This window comes from Kaistia sp. MMO-174 (assembly GCF_037147815.1).
Lineage (GTDB): Bacteria > Pseudomonadota > Alphaproteobacteria > Rhizobiales > Kaistiaceae > Kaistia > Kaistia nematophila.
Genome location: NZ_JBBCUO010000001.1, coordinates 1,034,585 through 1,049,916, shown reverse-complemented (window position 1 = coordinate 1,049,916; position 15,332 = coordinate 1,034,585). Strand labels below are relative to the sequence as shown.

General features: G+C 66.9%; 19 protein-coding genes. 7 read left to right on the top strand and 12 right to left on the bottom strand.

Annotated features, from left to right (window positions below):
• Positions 1-121 precede the first annotated feature (121 nt).
• A complete protein-coding gene (locus WFK98_RS04700) occupies positions 122-445 on the top strand; it encodes a hypothetical protein (RefSeq protein ID WP_336799426.1) in 324 nt (107 codons plus the stop codon).
• Between the two features lie 68 nt (positions 446-513).
• On the opposite strand, the gene WFK98_RS04695 is transcribed toward WFK98_RS04700, so the two are convergent.
• The 11 genes from WFK98_RS04695 to WFK98_RS04645 form a co-directional block, all read right to left on the bottom strand.
• The gene (locus WFK98_RS04695; protein ID WP_266341132.1) at positions 514-927 is read right to left on the bottom strand and encodes a MucR family transcriptional regulator; all 414 of its coding nucleotides are present in this window, start codon (positions 925-927) and stop codon (positions 514-516) included.
• A 271-nt stretch (positions 928-1,198) separates the two neighbouring features.
• Positions 1,199-2,878, bottom strand: coding sequence for a proton-conducting transporter transmembrane domain-containing protein (locus WFK98_RS04690; RefSeq protein ID WP_336799425.1), 1,680 nt, complete (start codon positions 2,876-2,878; stop codon positions 1,199-1,201).
• Positions 2,871-3,089 (bottom strand): hypothetical protein, encoded by a 219-nt coding sequence (locus WFK98_RS04685; protein ID WP_336799424.1) that lies wholly within the window; start codon positions 3,087-3,089, stop codon positions 2,871-2,873. The genes WFK98_RS04690 and WFK98_RS04685 overlap by 8 nt, the downstream gene beginning before the upstream one ends.
• Before the next feature lie 177 nt (positions 3,090-3,266).
• On the bottom strand, positions 3,267-4,724 hold the full coding sequence (locus WFK98_RS04680) for a proton-conducting transporter transmembrane domain-containing protein (RefSeq protein ID WP_336799423.1): 1,458 nt from the start codon (positions 4,722-4,724) through the stop codon (positions 3,267-3,269).
• The gene (locus WFK98_RS04675) at positions 4,721-6,202 is read right to left on the bottom strand and encodes a monovalent cation/H+ antiporter subunit D family protein (protein ID WP_336799422.1); all 1,482 of its coding nucleotides are present in this window, start codon (positions 6,200-6,202) and stop codon (positions 4,721-4,723) included. Before WFK98_RS04675 ends, WFK98_RS04680 begins: the two co-directional genes overlap by 4 nt.
• Positions 6,199-6,639 carry a cation:proton antiporter subunit C gene (locus tag WFK98_RS04670; protein ID WP_266341127.1) on the bottom strand — a complete coding sequence of 147 codons (441 nt, stop codon included), beginning with the start codon at positions 6,637-6,639 and terminating at the stop codon, positions 6,199-6,201. Before WFK98_RS04670 ends, WFK98_RS04675 begins: the two co-directional genes overlap by 4 nt.
• Positions 6,636-7,055, bottom strand: a complete 420-nt coding sequence (locus WFK98_RS04665; RefSeq protein ID WP_266341126.1) for a Na(+)/H(+) antiporter subunit B — start codon at positions 7,053-7,055, stop codon at positions 6,636-6,638. The genes WFK98_RS04670 and WFK98_RS04665 overlap by 4 nt, the downstream gene beginning before the upstream one ends.
• Positions 7,055-7,606 carry a DUF4040 domain-containing protein gene (locus WFK98_RS04660; RefSeq protein ID WP_336799421.1) on the bottom strand — a complete coding sequence of 184 codons (552 nt, stop codon included), beginning with the start codon at positions 7,604-7,606 and terminating at the stop codon, positions 7,055-7,057. Before WFK98_RS04660 ends, WFK98_RS04665 begins: the two co-directional genes overlap by 1 nt.
• On the bottom strand, positions 7,603-8,004 hold the full coding sequence (gene mnhG, locus WFK98_RS04655; protein ID WP_336799420.1) for a monovalent cation/H(+) antiporter subunit G: 402 nt from the start codon (positions 8,002-8,004) through the stop codon (positions 7,603-7,605). The genes WFK98_RS04660 and mnhG overlap by 4 nt, the downstream gene beginning before the upstream one ends.
• A complete protein-coding gene (locus tag WFK98_RS04650) occupies positions 8,001-8,279 on the bottom strand; it encodes a monovalent cation/H+ antiporter complex subunit F (RefSeq protein ID WP_266341123.1) in 279 nt (92 codons plus the stop codon). Before WFK98_RS04650 ends, mnhG begins: the two co-directional genes overlap by 4 nt.
• Positions 8,276-8,761 carry a Na+/H+ antiporter subunit E gene (locus WFK98_RS04645; RefSeq protein ID WP_336799419.1) on the bottom strand — a complete coding sequence of 162 codons (486 nt, stop codon included), beginning with the start codon at positions 8,759-8,761 and terminating at the stop codon, positions 8,276-8,278. Before WFK98_RS04645 ends, WFK98_RS04650 begins: the two co-directional genes overlap by 4 nt.
• A gap of 246 nt (positions 8,762-9,007) precedes the next feature.
• Between WFK98_RS04645 and msrB the strand changes: the two genes are divergently transcribed.
• From msrB to WFK98_RS04625, 4 genes are all read left to right on the top strand, one after another.
• Positions 9,008-9,451 (top strand): peptide-methionine (R)-S-oxide reductase MsrB, encoded by a 444-nt coding sequence (msrB, locus tag WFK98_RS04640; protein ID WP_266341121.1) that lies wholly within the window; start codon positions 9,008-9,010, stop codon positions 9,449-9,451.
• Positions 9,452-9,616: 165 nt separating this feature from the next.
• Positions 9,617-11,707, top strand: coding sequence for a S9 family peptidase (locus tag WFK98_RS04635; protein ID WP_336799418.1), 2,091 nt, complete (start codon positions 9,617-9,619; stop codon positions 11,705-11,707).
• A 99-nt stretch (positions 11,708-11,806) separates the two neighbouring features.
• Positions 11,807-12,139, top strand: a complete 333-nt coding sequence (locus tag WFK98_RS04630; RefSeq protein ID WP_336799417.1) for a hypothetical protein — start codon at positions 11,807-11,809, stop codon at positions 12,137-12,139.
• 86 nt (positions 12,140-12,225) lie between these two features.
• A complete protein-coding gene (locus tag WFK98_RS04625; RefSeq protein ID WP_336799416.1) occupies positions 12,226-12,936 on the top strand; it encodes a glutamine amidotransferase in 711 nt (236 codons plus the stop codon).
• 70 nt (positions 12,937-13,006) lie between these two features.
• Here WFK98_RS04625 and WFK98_RS04620 read toward each other — a convergent pair whose 3' ends face one another.
• Positions 13,007-13,606, bottom strand: a complete 600-nt coding sequence (locus WFK98_RS04620; RefSeq protein WP_266341117.1) for a superoxide dismutase — start codon at positions 13,604-13,606, stop codon at positions 13,007-13,009.
• A gap of 296 nt (positions 13,607-13,902) precedes the next feature.
• Here WFK98_RS04620 and WFK98_RS04615 point away from each other — a divergent pair, with 296 nt between their 5' ends.
• The gene (locus tag WFK98_RS04615; protein ID WP_266341116.1) at positions 13,903-14,346 is read left to right on the top strand and encodes a c-type cytochrome; all 444 of its coding nucleotides are present in this window, start codon (positions 13,903-13,905) and stop codon (positions 14,344-14,346) included.
• Complete coding sequence (locus WFK98_RS04610; protein WP_442907374.1) at positions 14,343-15,269, top strand: c-type cytochrome; 927 nt, start codon at positions 14,343-14,345, stop codon at positions 15,267-15,269. Before WFK98_RS04615 ends, WFK98_RS04610 begins: the two co-directional genes overlap by 4 nt.
• Positions 15,270-15,332: the final 63 nt, after the last annotated feature.

The window sequence follows — 15,332 nt, the reverse complement described above, 5'->3', positions numbered from 1 at the left end:
TAGATTTTTTGGATGAGGATCCTCCGCCTTTGGCGGGAGCGGCGACGCGGGGATAGAGGGCCGGCTTATCCCCGCGCGTCGGGGCGGCGGGACAATCGGGGCTCCGAAACCGGAGACGACCATGGCCCGCCCTGCCCGAATTCCAGACGATCCCATCACGAAAGCGCCGATCCGCCACCGCGCCCGCCACGCCGTCGACGCGGCGATCGCGGCCGGCGTCGCGCTCTACCGGCGCCAGACCAGTTTGCCGCGGCTGCTGCCGATGCTGCCGGCCGAACTCGCCGACGAGAGCGAGGCAGCGCGGCGGCGGATCGTCGCCCGGCTCGCCCGCGCGCTCCGGACCGAGCGGATGCGCGGCCGCGCCGGCCACTGGACCTACGACCTCAACCGCCACATCGCCCTGCACCAGGCCTATGAGAGCGAACGTCGGCAATTGCGCCCCTGAAGGATGCACCGCGCAACAAAAAGGGCCCGGCGATGCCGGGCCCTTTGTCATTCGAGCGGATGGCGCGATCAGCGGCGCTTGCGCTGCTGGCCGAGGCCCATCTTCTTCGCCAGTTCCGAACGGGCGGCGGCATAGCTCGGCGCGACCATCGGATAGTCAGCCGGGAGGCCCCACTTCTCGCGGTATTCTTCCGGCGACAGATCGTAATGCGTACGAAGGTGGCGCTTCAGCGACTTGAACTTCTTGCCGTCTTCCAGGCAGACAATATAGTCCGGGAACACCGACTTCTTCGGGTTCACCGCCGGCTTCAGCGGCTCGGGCTCGGGCTCGACGACGCCACCATGAGTACGGTTGAGCGCCTGATAGACTTCGGTGATCAGACCGGGAAGGTCATGCGCCGAAACTGAATTGTTGCTGACATACGCGGAAACGATGTCAGCCGTCAGATCTATCAGATCGCTTCCTGCCGTTTTTTCAATCATGGTCTACCCTAACTTCGGTTGTGTCATAGCAATTCTGTAACGAAGAAATTGAGAGCTTGCAGCTTCGACGGCGCCAGAGCCGGACAAATCCAAGCATCGGCAGTGGCCATCGGCGCGCTAAATCCGTTACTTCGTCGCACCTATATAATTGCGTTTCCGCAAAGACAAGCATTAAGTCGGTGCATTGTTAGGCCGCGGCACATCTTTATGGTCGCGGCGATTCGTCTCGGCCAATATTCCCCTGATCACACGGCCCCGGGCAAATCCCCATTCACAATGCCGCGATCAATACATAGATCGCGAGAAGCGCTGTGGCCCAGAAGGCGATCTTGCCGGTTGGCCAGTTGCCGGCCGCGCCAAGACGCAGGATTGAACGCTGCGAAAAGGAGCCCCAGCTCCGGCGCGCCTCGGCCCGGAAGTCAGCACCCGCCTTGTCAAAAAGCCCCCTAACCCGGCGCCAGCGCGGCGCCGCGCGGTGTGGCAGCTCGCGCCACAACCAGTCGACGTCCAGCGTAAATCCAAGACTGGGGCGAAGTAACGGCAGCAAGAAGGCAAATATGCAACTTGCACCGACTAACATCTGCAACTGGAACAGGATGTGGTCGGCCGCGAGGATCGGCACGCCGGCGATCTCCGGCGCAAGTGTTTCCAGCCATCCCGGGAAGCAACCCGATGCAACCAGCAGAAGACAAAGCGCGCCCATCGCGGCCCGCATCGACCGCGTGGGCTGGATCTCGACCCTCGCGCGCTCCGGCCCGAACAGCGCGAAGAAGGGCAGTTTCAGCCCGATATAAAGGAAGGACCCGGCCGAAACCGCCGTCAGAGCGAACCAGTAGAAACCGGCCTGGTCGGCCGCCAGCGCCGCCATGATCGCCGATTTGCTGACGAAGCCGGCCGTGAGCGGCATGGCGGCGAGCGAGAGGCCGCCGACCAGCATGGCGGCGGCCGTCTCCGGCATGGCGCGCGCGAGCCCGCCGAGCCCGGTCAGGCGCATCTCGCCGGTGGCGCGCAGGATCGAGCCGGCCGCCATCATCAGGAGCGACTTGTAGAGGATGTGCGCCAGGGCGTGCAGGGCCGCTGCGGCGAGCGCCAGCGGCGAACCGATGCCGACGGCGACGACCATGAAGCCGACCTGGCCGACGATCGAATAGGAGAGCAGCTTGCGAATATCGTTTTCGAGCAGGGCGTAGACGAGGCCGTAGACCGCCATGGCGAGGCCGATCCAGAGCAGCGCCGGCTCGCCCGGAAACAGGCGGATCAGCACCAGCACCGCCGCCTTGGTGGTGAAGGCCGAGAGGAACACCGCGCCCGACCAGGACGCCTTCGGATAGGTGTCGGCAACCCAGGCGGAAAGCGGCAGCGCGCCGGCGTTGACGAGGATGCCGGCTAGCATCAGCCAACGGCCGACGCTGTCGGCGCGCATCGCCTGCAGCGACAGGCTGCCGGAACCGGCGATCTCGGCGGCGATGCCGGCGAAGAGCAGTACGCCGCCCAGCACATGGATGAGCGCATAGCGCAGGCCCGCGCGGGCATTTCCGTTCGACCAGATCACCAGCGTCGAGCCGATCGCCAGGATCTCCCAGAACACGAACAGGGTCAGGAGGTCGCCTGAAAAGGCGATGCCCTGCGCCGCGCCGGCATAGACGAGCGCGGCCGCCTTCTCGGTGGCGCTCGGCTGCGTCACGCCATAGAGCGCGCCAGCGAGCGCGGCGATGCCGAAGGCCGTGCCGAAGATGCGCGAAAACCCGTCCGCGGCGATCGGCACGAGATGCAGGCCGAGCCAGTCGACGACCAGCCCCGGCCCGAGCGGCAGCATCCAGACGAGCGCCAGTGCGATCGCCGGTGCGAGCAGGAACAGCGCGTTGCGCAGCGGCTCCTTCAGCAGCGGCAGGATCAGCCCTGCGGCGATCAGGACGAGGGCGGGCGACAGCGGCCCGAAAGTCTCAGTCATCCGCCCGCTCCCCGCGTCGACGCATCAGCCGGCCCCAGCCATGAGCGACCATGACCGCGACCGCCGCGCCGAAGAGGCCGAACCACGCGGCGAAGCCCGGCGTGCCATCGATGCCGAAGCTCGGATGATGGGTGACGAAGCTGTCGGCGACGACCAGGAGCACGAGAGCGACGACGAGGGCGATCAGGATCTTGCGGCGGGTGGCGGTCATGGCTTTCCCCCGGCGTTGGAAAAGCCCCTCACCCCAACCCTCTCCCGCGCGCGGGAGAGGGAGCGCGACTGTGCGTGCTCGTTCAGGCACGTTGCTTCTGAAGCGCGCCGGCGGAAAAGCCCTCGCCCGCTTGCGGGAGAGGGTTGGGTGAGGGTCTTACTGGCAGAAGAACGCATCTCACCCTCCCATGATCATCGAAGCGAGGCGGAACGGAACGCCCGGGCACAGGAAGAGCAACACGGTGCCGGCCGCTGTGACGGTCAGCGCGATCACCATCGCGAGCGGGGCTTCCTGGCGCGGGCCGTTCGCCGGGCGCAGGAAGGCGCGGGTCAGGATCGGCAGAAAATAGGCGGCGTTGAGCACGGTCGAGACGACGATGACGCCGACCGCGAACCGGTTGGTGGCGCCGGTGGCGGCATCGAGGATGAACCACTTGCCGAGGAACCCGGCCGTCGGTGGCAGACCGATCATGGAGAGAGCGCCGATCGCGAAGGCGCCCATCGTCCAGGGCATGCGGCGGCCGATCCCGTCCATCTGGCTGATCTTGGTCACATGCTCCGCCGTGTAGACGGATCCGGCGGCGAAGAAGAGCGTGATCTTCGAGACGGCGTGGGCGGCGATGTGCAAGGCCGCGCCGAGGACGGCGACGGGCGACGCGAGCGCCGCCGCCAGCACGATGTAGGAAAGCTGGCCGATGGTCGAATAGGCCAGCCGGCGCTTCAGATCATCGGCCTGGAGCGCGACGACGGAAGCGACGACGATGGTGAAGCCGGCGACATAGACCAACCATTCGCTGGCGCCGCTGGCGGAGAGCGTCTCGATGCCGAAGACAGAGACGGCCACCTTCAGGATGGTGAAGACGCCCGCCTTGACCACAGCGACGGCATGCAGAAGCGCCGAGACCGGCGTCGGCGCCACCATGGCCGCAGGCAGCCAGCGATGCAGCGGCATCACCGCCGCCTTGGCCGCGCCGAAGACGAACAGGGCGAAGAGCAGCGCCAGCGCGCCGTCGCCGAGCTTGCCGGCGAGAATGCCGCCGGTTCGGAAATCGAGCGTGCCGGCGGCAAGGCCGGTCCAGACGATCGCGGGCAGCAACAGCACCATCGAGGCGCCGACGAGGGTGAGCAGGTAGACCCGCCCTGCCTTCATCGCCGCCGGGCTCTGCTTGTGGGTCACCAACGGATAGGTCGAGAGCGACAGCACTTCGTAGAAGACGAACAGGGTGAACAGGTTGCCGGAAAACGCCAGTCCCATGGTCGCGAAGATGGCGATGGCAAAGCAGGCGTAGAAGATCGTCTGCCGCGGCTCGTCATTGCCGCGCATATAGCCGATCGAATAGAGCGAGTTGACGATCCAGAGCGTCGCGGCGACGGCGGCGAACAGCATGCCGAGCGGATCGATCTTCAGCGCCAGCGAAAGGCCGGGCGCGACGGAAACGAGATGCAGCTCCGGCCGCGCGCCGGAGAGCACATGCGCCAGCAGCGCCATCACCGCGCCGAAGAGCAGCACCGCCGCGGCAAGGGTCGCCGCCTCGCGCAGGTTCGGCCAACGGCCGAGCATGGCGATGGCAAGCGTCGCCAGCGCGGGAATGGCGAGCGCGAGCGCCAGCAGGACGGGATCGTTGGAGAAGGTCATGGCGCCACCCTGAGCAGCGCGCTTGCCGCCGCGCGGGCAAGGCCCGCCGGTCCCTCGGCATCGAGGCCGAGCCAGATGGTGGCGCCGGCGAGCAGCCACATCGGCAGCAGCATTTCAAGCGGCGCCTCGCTGGCCTCGCGCGCGGCTGCGGCCGGCTCGCGGAACCAGACCACCTCGACGATGCGGCCGACATAGAGCACGGCGAGGAAGGAGCTCGCGACGATCAGGATCGCCAGCCAGCCGAGGCCAGCTTCGAACGCGCCGAGGATCAGGTAGTATTTCGACACAAAGCCGCTGGTGCCGGGCACGCCGATCAGGCCGAGGCCGGCGACGGTGAGCGCCGCCGTTGTCCACGGCATGGTGCGGCCGATGCCGGAGAGTTCGTCGAGCTTGGCGGTGCCCGCCTTGAGCACGATGGCGCCGATCGCCATGAAGGCCGCGCCCTTCATCAGCGCGTGGTTGAAGAGATGCAGCAGGCCGCCGGTGACGCCGGTCGGATTGGCGAGCGCGAGGCCGAGCGTGATGTAGCCGACCTGGCCGACCGAGGAGAAGGCGAGGATGCGCTTGACGTCGTTCTGGAAGATGGCGGCGGCCGAGGGGATGAACATCGCCGCGAGCGAGAGCGCCATCAGGATGGTCCCGACCGGGATGCCGCCCGGGCCAGCATCCATGCCGAAGACGGTGAACAGGAAGCGCGCCAGCAGGTAGACCGCCACCTTGGTCGCCGTCGAGGCGAGCAGCACGGAAGCGCTGGAAGGCGCATAGGCATAGGCGTTGGGCAGCCACGCATGCAGCGGGAACAGCGCCAGCTTGAGCGAGATGCCGACGGCGATGAAAGCCTCGGCGACGATCAGCGCGCGCGAGCTCTCGATGGCGCCGATCCGCTCGACGATGAGGCCGAGATTGAGCGTGCCGGTGACGAGATAGATCAGGCCGACGCCGATGACGTAGAAGGTGGCGCCGATCGTGCCGACGATCAGATATTGATAGGCGGCGACCAGCGCCCTGCGGTCGCGGCCGAGCGCAATCAGCGTATAGGTCGAGAGCGACGAGATCTCGAGGAACACGAAGGCGTTGAAGGCGTCGCCCGTCACCGCCATCCCGAGCAGGCCCGCCACGCAGAGCAGCATCATCGTGTAGAACCACGCGACGCGCTCCGGGATGATCTCGGCCAGCACGCTGCGACGCGCGAAGATCATCGTCGCGAAGGCGACGACGCCGACGAGAAGGATGATGAAGGCGTTGACCGCATCGACGCGATATTCGATGCCGAGTTCCGGCGCCCAGCCCCCGATGCGATAGGAGATGACGCCTTCCGCCTGCACGCGCAGCACCAGCGCGACAGAGGTTGCCGCCGTCAGCGCCGAGGCGACGAGGGCGATGAACCAGGCGACGAAGCCGTTGCGCGACAGCGCCGCCAGGATCGCGCCAATAAGCGGCGCAAGGATCAACAGAACCGGTAGGTGGTGAGCGATCATGCCGGCTTCCCGCCCTTGCCGGTCTTGATGGTCCTGCTGGTCTTGCGGCTGGCGGCATTCGCCTTGCCCGAAGCGTCTTCCCTGCCGCTCTCCCTGGGGCCGTCGCGCAGCAGGAGCTCGTCCTCCTCGATCGTGCCGTAAGCCTCCTTGATCCGCACCACCAGCGTCAGGCCGAGCGCCAGCGTCGCGATGCCGACGACGATCGCGGTGAGGATCAGCACATGCGGCAGCGGGTTGGCGTAGACGGAATAGCCGGCGTCGAGGATCGGCGCGGTGCCGCCGAGCAGCTTTCCAGGCAGGATGTAGAGCAGGTAGACCGAGGTCTGGAACAGCGACAGGCCGATCAGCTTCTTGATCAAGTTGCCGCGCGCGATGACCACATAGAGCCCTGCGACCATCAAGAGGATCGTGGCGATCTGGCCGAATTGCAGGATCACGAGCGCCTCCGGCCGGCGAAGGCGTAGAATATCGCGATCATCGTCGAGAAGACGGTGAGAAACACGCCGACCTCGACGAGGAACACGCCCCATTCCTGGCCATGGATGCGGTCATGGGCGAGGTGGTTGTAGTCGAGGAAATTGTCGCCGAGCAGCATGCCGGCGATGCCGACCGCGACATAGATCAGAACGCCGCCGGGGATCAGCACCTCGAGCAGGCCGACCGGGACGATCTTCTGCGCCGGGCCGAGGCCGTTGATCAGGCCATAGAGAATGATCGCGGCCGCCGCGATTACGCCGGCCTGGAAGCCGCCGCCCGGGCCGTAATCGCCGTGGAACTGGACGTAGAGCGCGAAGAGCAGCAGCGGCGCCAGGATGAACTTGGTGGTGACGCGCAGGACGACATCGAGCCGCATCAGTTGCCTCCCTCGCCGCGACGGCGCTTGAGCAGCGCCAGGATGGCGATGCCGGCGGTGAAGACGACCGTGGTCTCGCCCAGCGTGTCGAAGCCGCGATAGCTGGCGAGAACCGCGCTGACGACATTGGCGATGCCCGTCTCGGGCAGCGAGCGGACGAGGTAGTCCGCGCCCTCGCGGTGGATCGGCTGATCGGCGGACCCGAATGGCGGCAGGTCGCTCACGCCCCAGAGCAGCGCGCCGGCCGTGACCAGCGCGACGAAGAGCGGCATGAACTGACGCTGCCGGGCCGGCGCCTCGACGGTATCGGTCAGCCACAGCGCGCCGAGAAAGAAGACGGTCGAGACGCCGGCGCCGACGGCGGCCTCGGTCATCGCGACATCGACCGCGTCGAGAACGATGAAGAGCGTCGCCATCAGCAGGCTGTAGACGCCGAGCAGAACCACGGCGGCAAACAGGCCGCGCACGCGGACGATGCCGAGCGTGACCGCGCCGAGGAGCAGCAGCAGGACGATGGTGACGGCGGTCTCGATCGTCGCGAGTTCGGTCATGGCTTGCCCCGCTTGCGGGAGGAGGTCTTTCGCGCGGGCGCCTTCACGGTGGGCTCGGCTTTCTTGGGCTCGGCCTTCTTGGACTCGCCGTTCTCGGCCAGCACCGGTTTCACGCCGGCCTGGAGAGCGGCGGCGGCGAGCGCATGCGACGCCACCGGCCCCATGAACAGGAGGAAGCCCAGCAGGAAGACGAGCTTCACCGTCACCAGCGTGAAGCCGGCGAGGAACACCATTCCGATCAGCATCAGGCTGACGCCGAGCGTGTCGCCGACCGAGGCGGCGTGCATGCGGGTGAAGAGATCCGGCATCCGGTTCATGCCGATGGCGCCTGCGAGCAGGAAGAACGCACCCGCGAACAGGAACAGCCCGGCCGCGATCTCGCGCAGAAGGTCGATCATCGCTGGTCCGCCTCCGCTTCGGCGCCGAGCGAACCCAGGCGGAAGAACTTCAGCACGGCGAAGATGCCGACATAGTTGAGCAGCGCGTAGGTGAGGCCGAGGTCGAGGAATTCCGGCCGCCCGGTCAGAAAGCCGAACAGGGCGAGCACCAGGATCGCGCCATTGCCGATCGAATTGGCGGCCAGCAGCCGGTCGAAGGTAGTCGGCCCGCGCAGGGCCCGCACTACGACCAGCGCCATGGCGGCCAGCACGGCGAGAAGTGCCGCGGCGATCATTCCGCCCTCCCCTCGAAGCGCTTCACCCGGCGATCCATATCGCCCGCCTCGACGTCGTCGGCGCCGGCGCCGGTCAGCGCATGGACGAGGAAGCGGTCATTCTCGCGGTCGACGGCGACGGTGATGGTGCCGGGCGTCAGCGTGATCGAATTGGCATAGGTCGCGACGCCGACCGGCGTCCGCGCCGACACCTTGGTGTGGAAAAGCCGCGGCGAGATCGGCAGCTTCGGGTCGAGGATGATCTTGGTCACCGTGATCGAGGACTTGACGATCTCGCGCGCCAACCATGGCCAATAGGTCAGGCCGGCGATCACCCGATCGACCGGATGGCCCTCTTCGTCGGCAAAGCCGAGACGCCGGCCCGCCAACGCCAGCAAAACCGAGACGGCGAGCCCGGCAGTCATCAGCCAGACCGTGTAGTGACCCGACAAGAGCAGCCAGAAGACGAACAGGGCAAGCGCAAGACTAGCGGTGCGCAGCATGTAATCGGCTCCTCCTGTTCAGGACATCCTTCGATGTGTGATGGGTGATTCGACGGATGAAGGCAGATAAAGCACGTCGAGACGGCCAGCCCAAGGAAAACCGGACCGCAAACCGACAAGCGCGACAACGTGAACCCGACCAATTGTGAAATCGCTGCGATCGCCTATCTAGATAGGCCAGCTTGTGTTTCACTCGATTGCCATCTGCCGCGCCGGCATTTCGGCCGCAGATCGACAGGAGCGCGCATGACCACGAACACCCGCCCCGAGACTGAAGCCGGACGCAAGAAGGTCGAGAAGACCGATGCCGAGTGGCGCGCCGAGCTGACGCCCGAACAATATGCCGTCACCCGCCAGCAGGCGACCGAGCGCCCGGGCACCGGCCCGTATCTGCACGAGAAGCGCGCCGGGCTCTATACCTGCGTCGCCTGCGGCGCGCCGCTGTTCCGGTCCGAGACCAAGTATGAATCCGGCAGCGGCTGGCCGAGCTTCTACGCGGCGGTCGGCGACGACGCCATTGGCGAGGTGACGGACCGCTCGCATGGCATGGTGCGCACCGAGATCGTCTGCGCCAGCTGCGAGGCGCATCTCGGCCATTTGTTCCCGGACGGCCCGAACCCGACCGGCCTGCGCTATTGCACCAATGGGACGGCGCTGAAGCTGAAGCCGGACGACGGCAGCGAAGGCTGAGCGATATCCACGAGCGCCACCGGCGCCCTTGCAACCGATGCCTCCCCTCCCGGCAGTTTGTGGCCTATGGTGCCGCGACTTCCGGGAGACCCCGCCGCGTCTCGCGCCAATCCGGGTCCGGGCTCGGCAGTTCATTTTCGCCTTTCCGCAGGAGCACTCTCCCTCGTGACCTCGCCCCTCGCCGCCAAGAAGCCTGTGACCTCGACCGTGCACGGCGTCACCCTGACCGATGACTATGCCTGGCTCCGCGCCGACAACTGGCAGGAGGTGATGCGCGACCCGACCCTGCTGTCGCAGGAAATCCGCGACTATCTCGAGGCCGAGAACGCCCATACGGCGACATCCATGGCGGAGACGGACGATCTGCAGGCGAAGCTGTTCGCCGAGATGCGCGGCCGCATCAAGGAAGACGATTCCTCCGTCCCCTCGCCCGATGGCGACTTCGCCTATGCGATGCGCTTCACCGAGGGCGCCGAGCAGCCGCTCGTCGTGCGCACGGCGCGCGACGGCAGCGGGCCGGAGACCATCCTGCTCGATGGCAACCAGATGGCGGCCGGCCGCGCCTATTTCCGGCTCGGCAGCGCCGATCACAGCCCCGATCACAAGCGGCTCGCCTTCGCCTATGACGACAAGGGCTCGGAATATTACACGCTGCATGTGCGCGACATCGAAAGCGGCGCCGATCTCTCCGACGCGATCGAGGCGACGACCGGCGGCGGCGTCTGGGCGGCCGACAGCAACACGCTGTTCTACACCGTGCTGGACGACAACCACCGCCCCTGCCGGATCTATCGCCACGTCGTCGGCACGCCGCAATCCGAGGACGTGCTCGTCTTCGAGGAGAAGGATCCCGGCTTCTTCCTCGGCGTCGGCCAGACGCAGTCCTCGCGCTACATCCTGATCGACAGCCACGACCACGAGACGTCGGAAGTCCATTTGCTCGATGCCGAGGACCCGACCGGCGCGCACCGGCTGATCGCCGAGCGGGTGACGGCGGAGGAATATTCCGTCGATCACAGCGGCGACACGCTCTACATCCTGACCAATGCCGGCGGCGCCGAGGACTTCAAGATCGTCACAGCGCCGGTCGCCTCGCCCGGCCGCGAGAACTGGGTCGACCTCGTGCCGCATGTGCCGGGCACGCTGATCCTCGGCATGACGGTCTACAAGGACTACATGGTCCGGCTCGAGCGCTTCGCCGGCCTGCCGCGGATCATCGTCCGCGCGCTCGCCAGCGGCGAGGAGCACGCGATCGCCTTCGACGAGGAGGCCTATTCGCTCGGCATGGGCGACGGCTACGAGTTCGATACCTCGACGCTGCGCTTCACCTATTCGTCGATGACGACCCCGTCGCGCGTCTATGACTACGACATGGCGACGCGCGAGCGGACGCTGCGCAAGGAGGAGGAAATCCCCTCCGGCCACAACCCGGCCGACTACGTCACCCGCCGGGTGTTCGCCACGGCGGCGGATGGCGAGACGGTGCCGGTGTCGCTGCTCTACCACAAGGACACCAAGCTCGACGGCAGCGCGCCCTGCCTGCTCTATGGCTATGGCGCCTATGGCATCACCATTCCCGCCTCGTTCTCGATCTCGCGGCTGTCGCTGGTCGATCGCGGCTTCGTCTACGCCATCGCCCATATCCGCGGCGGCAAGGACAAGGGCTTCCGCTGGTATGCCGACGGCCGCCGCGAAAAGAAGACCAACACCTTCACCGATTTCATCGCGTCGGGCGAATATCTGGCGAAGGAAGGCTACACGGCGCGCGGCAGGATCGTCGCCTGGGGCGGCTCGGCCGGCGGCATGCTGATGGGCGCCATCGCCAACATGCAGCCGGACCTGTTCGGCGGCATCATCGCCGAGGTCCCCTTCGTCGACGTGCTCAACACCATGCTCGACGACACGCTGCCGCTGACGCCGCCGGAATGGCCGGAATGGGGCAATCCGATCGAGAGCGCCGAGGACTTCGCGACCATTCGCTCCTATTCGCCCTATGACAATGTCGGCGCGCACGCCTATCCGCCGATCCTGGCGATCGGCGGCCTGACCGATCCCCGCGTCACCTATTGGGAACCGGCCAAGTGGGTCGCCAAGCTGCGCGAGAAGAAGACGGGCGACGCCCCGCTGCTGCTCAAGACCAACATGGACGCCGGCCATGGCGGCGCCTCGGGCCGCTTCGACCGGCTGAAGGAGACGGCCTTCTCGACGGCCTTCGCCATCAAGGTCGTCGCCGGCAAGGCGACCGACAACGGCTGATCCCTGCCCGGGATGATTGCGGCGGCGCTTGACTTCAACGGGCGCCGCCGCACCTTTAGAATGGGGTTCCTGGAGGGCATCGCGATGAGACGATTGGCAATGACGGCACTGACAGCGGCGGCACTGGCCGGCACGATCGCCGCCCCCCCGCCGGCCGGCGCGCAGGTCATGTTCGGGCTGAGCTATGGCCAGAATGTTTCGCAGGGCGACTGCAAGGCGCTCGCCAGCAAGATGGGCGCGCGCAAGGTGTGGTTCTCGCGCTTCTCTGGTTCCAAGCCGGATGTCTGGGATCGCGGCCTCGAGCCCGCCTGGGGCGTCGGCTGCTTCCGCACCCAGCAGGAGTGCAAGCGCTGGCTCTACGACACCCAGACCGAGTGGCCGCGACTGATGAACTTCACCCGCTGCGCGCAGGGCCTTCCGGCGCGGTTCTGAGACGCCATGCCTTCCCGCTGAACGGCCCGAGCGCCCGCCGCTCCGGCCGTCCGGTTTTCTTTTCCCTGAATTGACAGATCGAGACGATGCCGAAGACAGCCCTGGCGCTCCGCCATGTCCAGTTCGAGGATCTTGGCGTGTTCGCGCCGGCGCTTGCCGATGCAGGCTTCACCCTCACCTATCGCGATGCCGGCGACGCGGATTTCCTGGCCGGCGACCCGCTCGCGCCCGACCTGCTGGTGGTGCTCGGCGGACCGATCGGCGTCTATGAGGACGAGACCTATCCGTTCCTGAAGGCGGAGCGCGACTTCATCGCCCGCCGCCTTGCGGCCGGACGGCCGACGCTCGGGCTCTGCCTCGGCGCGCAGCTGATGGCGGCGGCGCTCGGCAAGCGGGTGTTTCCGTCCGGCGTCAAGGAGATCGGCTTCGCGCCGGTGACGCTGACGGAGGCCGGTGCGGCCAGTCCGCTGCGCCATCTCGAGGGCGGGCCAGTGCTGCATTGGCACGGCGACACCTATGAGCTGCCGGACGGCGCCGTGCATCTCGCCTCGACGGCTCCCTGCCCGCAGCAGGCCTTTTCGCTCGGCCCCTCCATCCTCGCCCTGCAGTTCCATCCCGAGGCGGATACCGGGCCGCGCTTCGAGCGCTGGCTGATCGGTCACGCGGCCGAGCTGGCCGCCGCCGGCATCGACATCCCGGCGCTGCGCCGCGACGCCGCCGGGCATGGTCCGGCGCTCGCGCGGCGCGCCCACGCGCTGATGCGCGAATGGCTGACGCAGGCCGGCCTCGCCGCCTGATCCCGGCGCCCTGAAAATGAAAAACCCCGGCGCGAGGCCGGGGTTTCCGTGGACCGATCCGGACGCCGGATCAGACAGCCTTCTCGTAGAGCTCCAGGACGTAGTCCCAGTTGATCAGGTTGTCGACGAACGCCTCGAGGTACTTCGGGCGGGCGTTGCGGTAGTCGATGTAATAGGAGTGCTCCCAGACGTCGACGCCGAGGATCGGGGTCGCGCCGTGGACGAGCGGGTTCTCGCCGTTCGGGGTCTTGGAGATGGCGAGCTTGCCATCCTTGACCGCGACCCAGGCCCAGCCGGAGCCGAACTGCGTCGTGCCGGCGGCGATGAAATCGGTGCGGAACTTGTCATAGCCGCCGAGGTCGCTGTCGATCGCCGCCTGCAGCTTGGCCGGGAGCTTCTTGCCGCCGCCGTCCTTCTTCAGCCAGTTCCAGAAATGGAGGTGGTTGTAGTGCTGGCCGGCATTGTTGAAGAGGCCGGCGTTCTTGCCGTAGCTCTCCTTGACGATCTCTTCCAGGCTCTTGCCCTCGAGGCCCGAGTCCTTCAGCAGGTTGTTGCCGTTGGTGACATAGGCCTGGTGATGCTTGTCGTGATGGTACTCGAGGGTTTCCTTCGACATGAAGGGCGCGAGCGCCTCGTAGTCGTACGGCAGCGGCGGAAGTTCGAAAGCCATGGGAGACTCCTATCGACCATGTCGGTGGGGTGGGACTCGTCGGAAAAACGACGTCCCGGCGGGAAGGTTCCGAACGCAACATAGGCAGCGCCGGGTCGTCCGGCAACTCGTCTCCACCCGGATGCACAATCAAAGGTATGCGGTTTTCGATCCGGGCCGGCGGCAGCGAACCCGCGTGCGCCAACACGCTGGAAAGGCGATCATATTTGCGTGACCGCACCGCCTTCCGACTTGCCCCTGTCATCGTTCGTCGCGACAGTTGGAACGATTCCGAACACCACAACGGAGGATTGTCGATGCAATTCAAGATCATACTGGCCGGACTGGCCCTGACGCTGGGAGCCGCGGGCCTCGCCCATGGCGCCGACGACGTCATCGCCCAGCGCCAGGCGCTGATGAAGGACAATGCCGGCGCCGCCAAGACGATCTTCCAGATGGTGCAGGGAAAGACGCCGTATGACGCGGCGGCGGCCCAGGCGGCTTTCGAGAAGATCGCCGCCGACATCAAGACTTTCCCAACCCTGTTCCCGGAGGGCTCGGACCAGGGCAAGACCACCGCCTCGCCGGCGATCTGGCAGGACAAGGCCGGCTTCGAGGCGATCGCCGCGAAAATGGGAGCCGCCGCGACCGCCGGCGCCGCTGCCGCCGCGGGCGGGCTCGATGCCATCAAGGCATCGGCCGGCGAAGTCGGCGCCAGCTGCCAGAGCTGCCACGAGAAATTCCGCATCAAGAAATCCTGACCGTGCGGTTTCGTTCGGCCGCCCTCGTCCTCGTCGCCGCCGCAGCCGTCGCTGCGGCGGCGTTCTGGTTCATGACCGCGCCGCAGCCGCTCAGCGCCGCCGTGCTGCCCGACAAGCCGGGCGACGCGGCCAAGGGCGAGCGGCTGTTCTGGGCGGGCGGCTGCGCGTCGTGCCACGCCGCGCCGGGGGCCGCCGGCGACGATCTGCTCAAGCTTTCCGGCGGGGTGGCGATCACCTCCCCGTTCGGCACCTTCCACGCGCCCAACATCTCGCCGGACAAGGCGCATGGCATCGGCAACTGGAGCACGCTCGATTTCATCAACGCGATGAAGCGGGGCATCGCGCCGGACGGCTCGCACCTCTACCCGGCCTTTCCCTATACCTCGTACCAGCGCATGACCGTGCCGGACCTGCTCGACCTGAAGGCCTATCTCGACACGCTGCCGACCGATGCGACCGCGAACCAGCCGCACGACCTGCCCTTCCCGTTCTCGATCCGGCGCGGCATCGGACTGTGGAAGCTGCTCTATCTCGACGGCGAGACCTTCAAGCCGGACCCGGCCAAGAGCGAGGCGGTCAATCATGGCGCCTATCTGGTCGAGGGGCCCGGCCACTGCAACGAGTGCCACACGCCGCGCACGGCGCTCGGCGGGCTCGACAGGAGCCAGGCGCTCGGCGGCGCGCCGGATCCCTCCGGCAAGGGGCGCGTTCCCGACATCACCTCAGGCCCGGGCGGCCTCGGCGACTGGAGCGCCGGTGACATCGCCAGCGCGCTCGAGACCGGCTTCACGCCGGATTTCGATTCGATCGGCGGCACGATGGCCGAGGTCCAGCGCAACATGGCGAAGCTGCCGGCGGCGGACCGCGAGGCGATCGGCGAATATCTGAAACAGGTGCCGCCGGTGGCAGCGAGCAAGCCCTGAGATTTTTTCCCGCCGAATGTCCGAATCGTCGATCGTCCGACGACATTGTCGTGAAGGACGGGA

What these genes read in the sequence shown, in the direction of transcription:
- WFK98_RS04700 (WP_336799426.1), top strand. Translation starts at nt 122, where the DNA reads ATGGCCCGCCCTGCCCGAATTCCAGACGATCCCATCACGAAAGCGCCG.
- WFK98_RS04695 (WP_266341132.1), bottom strand. Translation starts at nt 927, where the DNA reads ATGATTGAAAAAACGGCAGGAAGCGATCTGATAGATCTGACGGCTGAC.
- WFK98_RS04690 (WP_336799425.1), bottom strand. Translation starts at nt 2,878, where the DNA reads ATGACTGAGACTTTCGGGCCGCTGTCGCCCGCCCTCGTCCTGATCGCC.
- WFK98_RS04685 (WP_336799424.1), bottom strand. Translation starts at nt 3,089, where the DNA reads ATGACCGCCACCCGCCGCAAGATCCTGATCGCCCTCGTCGTCGCTCTC.
- WFK98_RS04680 (WP_336799423.1), bottom strand. Translation starts at nt 4,724, where the DNA reads ATGACCTTCTCCAACGATCCCGTCCTGCTGGCGCTCGCGCTCGCCATT.
- WFK98_RS04675 (WP_336799422.1), bottom strand. Translation starts at nt 6,202, where the DNA reads ATGATCGCTCACCACCTACCGGTTCTGTTGATCCTTGCGCCGCTTATT.
- WFK98_RS04665 (WP_266341126.1), bottom strand. Translation starts at nt 7,055, where the DNA reads ATGCGGCTCGATGTCGTCCTGCGCGTCACCACCAAGTTCATCCTGGCG.
- WFK98_RS04660 (WP_336799421.1), bottom strand. Translation starts at nt 7,606, where the DNA reads ATGACCGAACTCGCGACGATCGAGACCGCCGTCACCATCGTCCTGCTG.
- mnhG (WP_336799420.1), bottom strand. Translation starts at nt 8,004, where the DNA reads ATGATCGACCTTCTGCGCGAGATCGCGGCCGGGCTGTTCCTGTTCGCG.
- WFK98_RS04650 (WP_266341123.1), bottom strand. Translation starts at nt 8,279, where the DNA reads ATGATCGCCGCGGCACTTCTCGCCGTGCTGGCCGCCATGGCGCTGGTC.
- WFK98_RS04645 (WP_336799419.1), bottom strand. Translation starts at nt 8,761, where the DNA reads ATGCTGCGCACCGCTAGTCTTGCGCTTGCCCTGTTCGTCTTCTGGCTG.
- msrB (WP_266341121.1), top strand. Translation starts at nt 9,008, where the DNA reads ATGACCACGAACACCCGCCCCGAGACTGAAGCCGGACGCAAGAAGGTC.
- WFK98_RS04630 (WP_336799417.1), top strand. Translation starts at nt 11,807, where the DNA reads ATGACGGCACTGACAGCGGCGGCACTGGCCGGCACGATCGCCGCCCCC.
- WFK98_RS04625 (WP_336799416.1), top strand. Translation starts at nt 12,226, where the DNA reads ATGCCGAAGACAGCCCTGGCGCTCCGCCATGTCCAGTTCGAGGATCTT.
- WFK98_RS04620 (WP_266341117.1), bottom strand. Translation starts at nt 13,606, where the DNA reads ATGGCTTTCGAACTTCCGCCGCTGCCGTACGACTACGAGGCGCTCGCG.
- WFK98_RS04615 (WP_266341116.1), top strand. Translation starts at nt 13,903, where the DNA reads ATGCAATTCAAGATCATACTGGCCGGACTGGCCCTGACGCTGGGAGCC.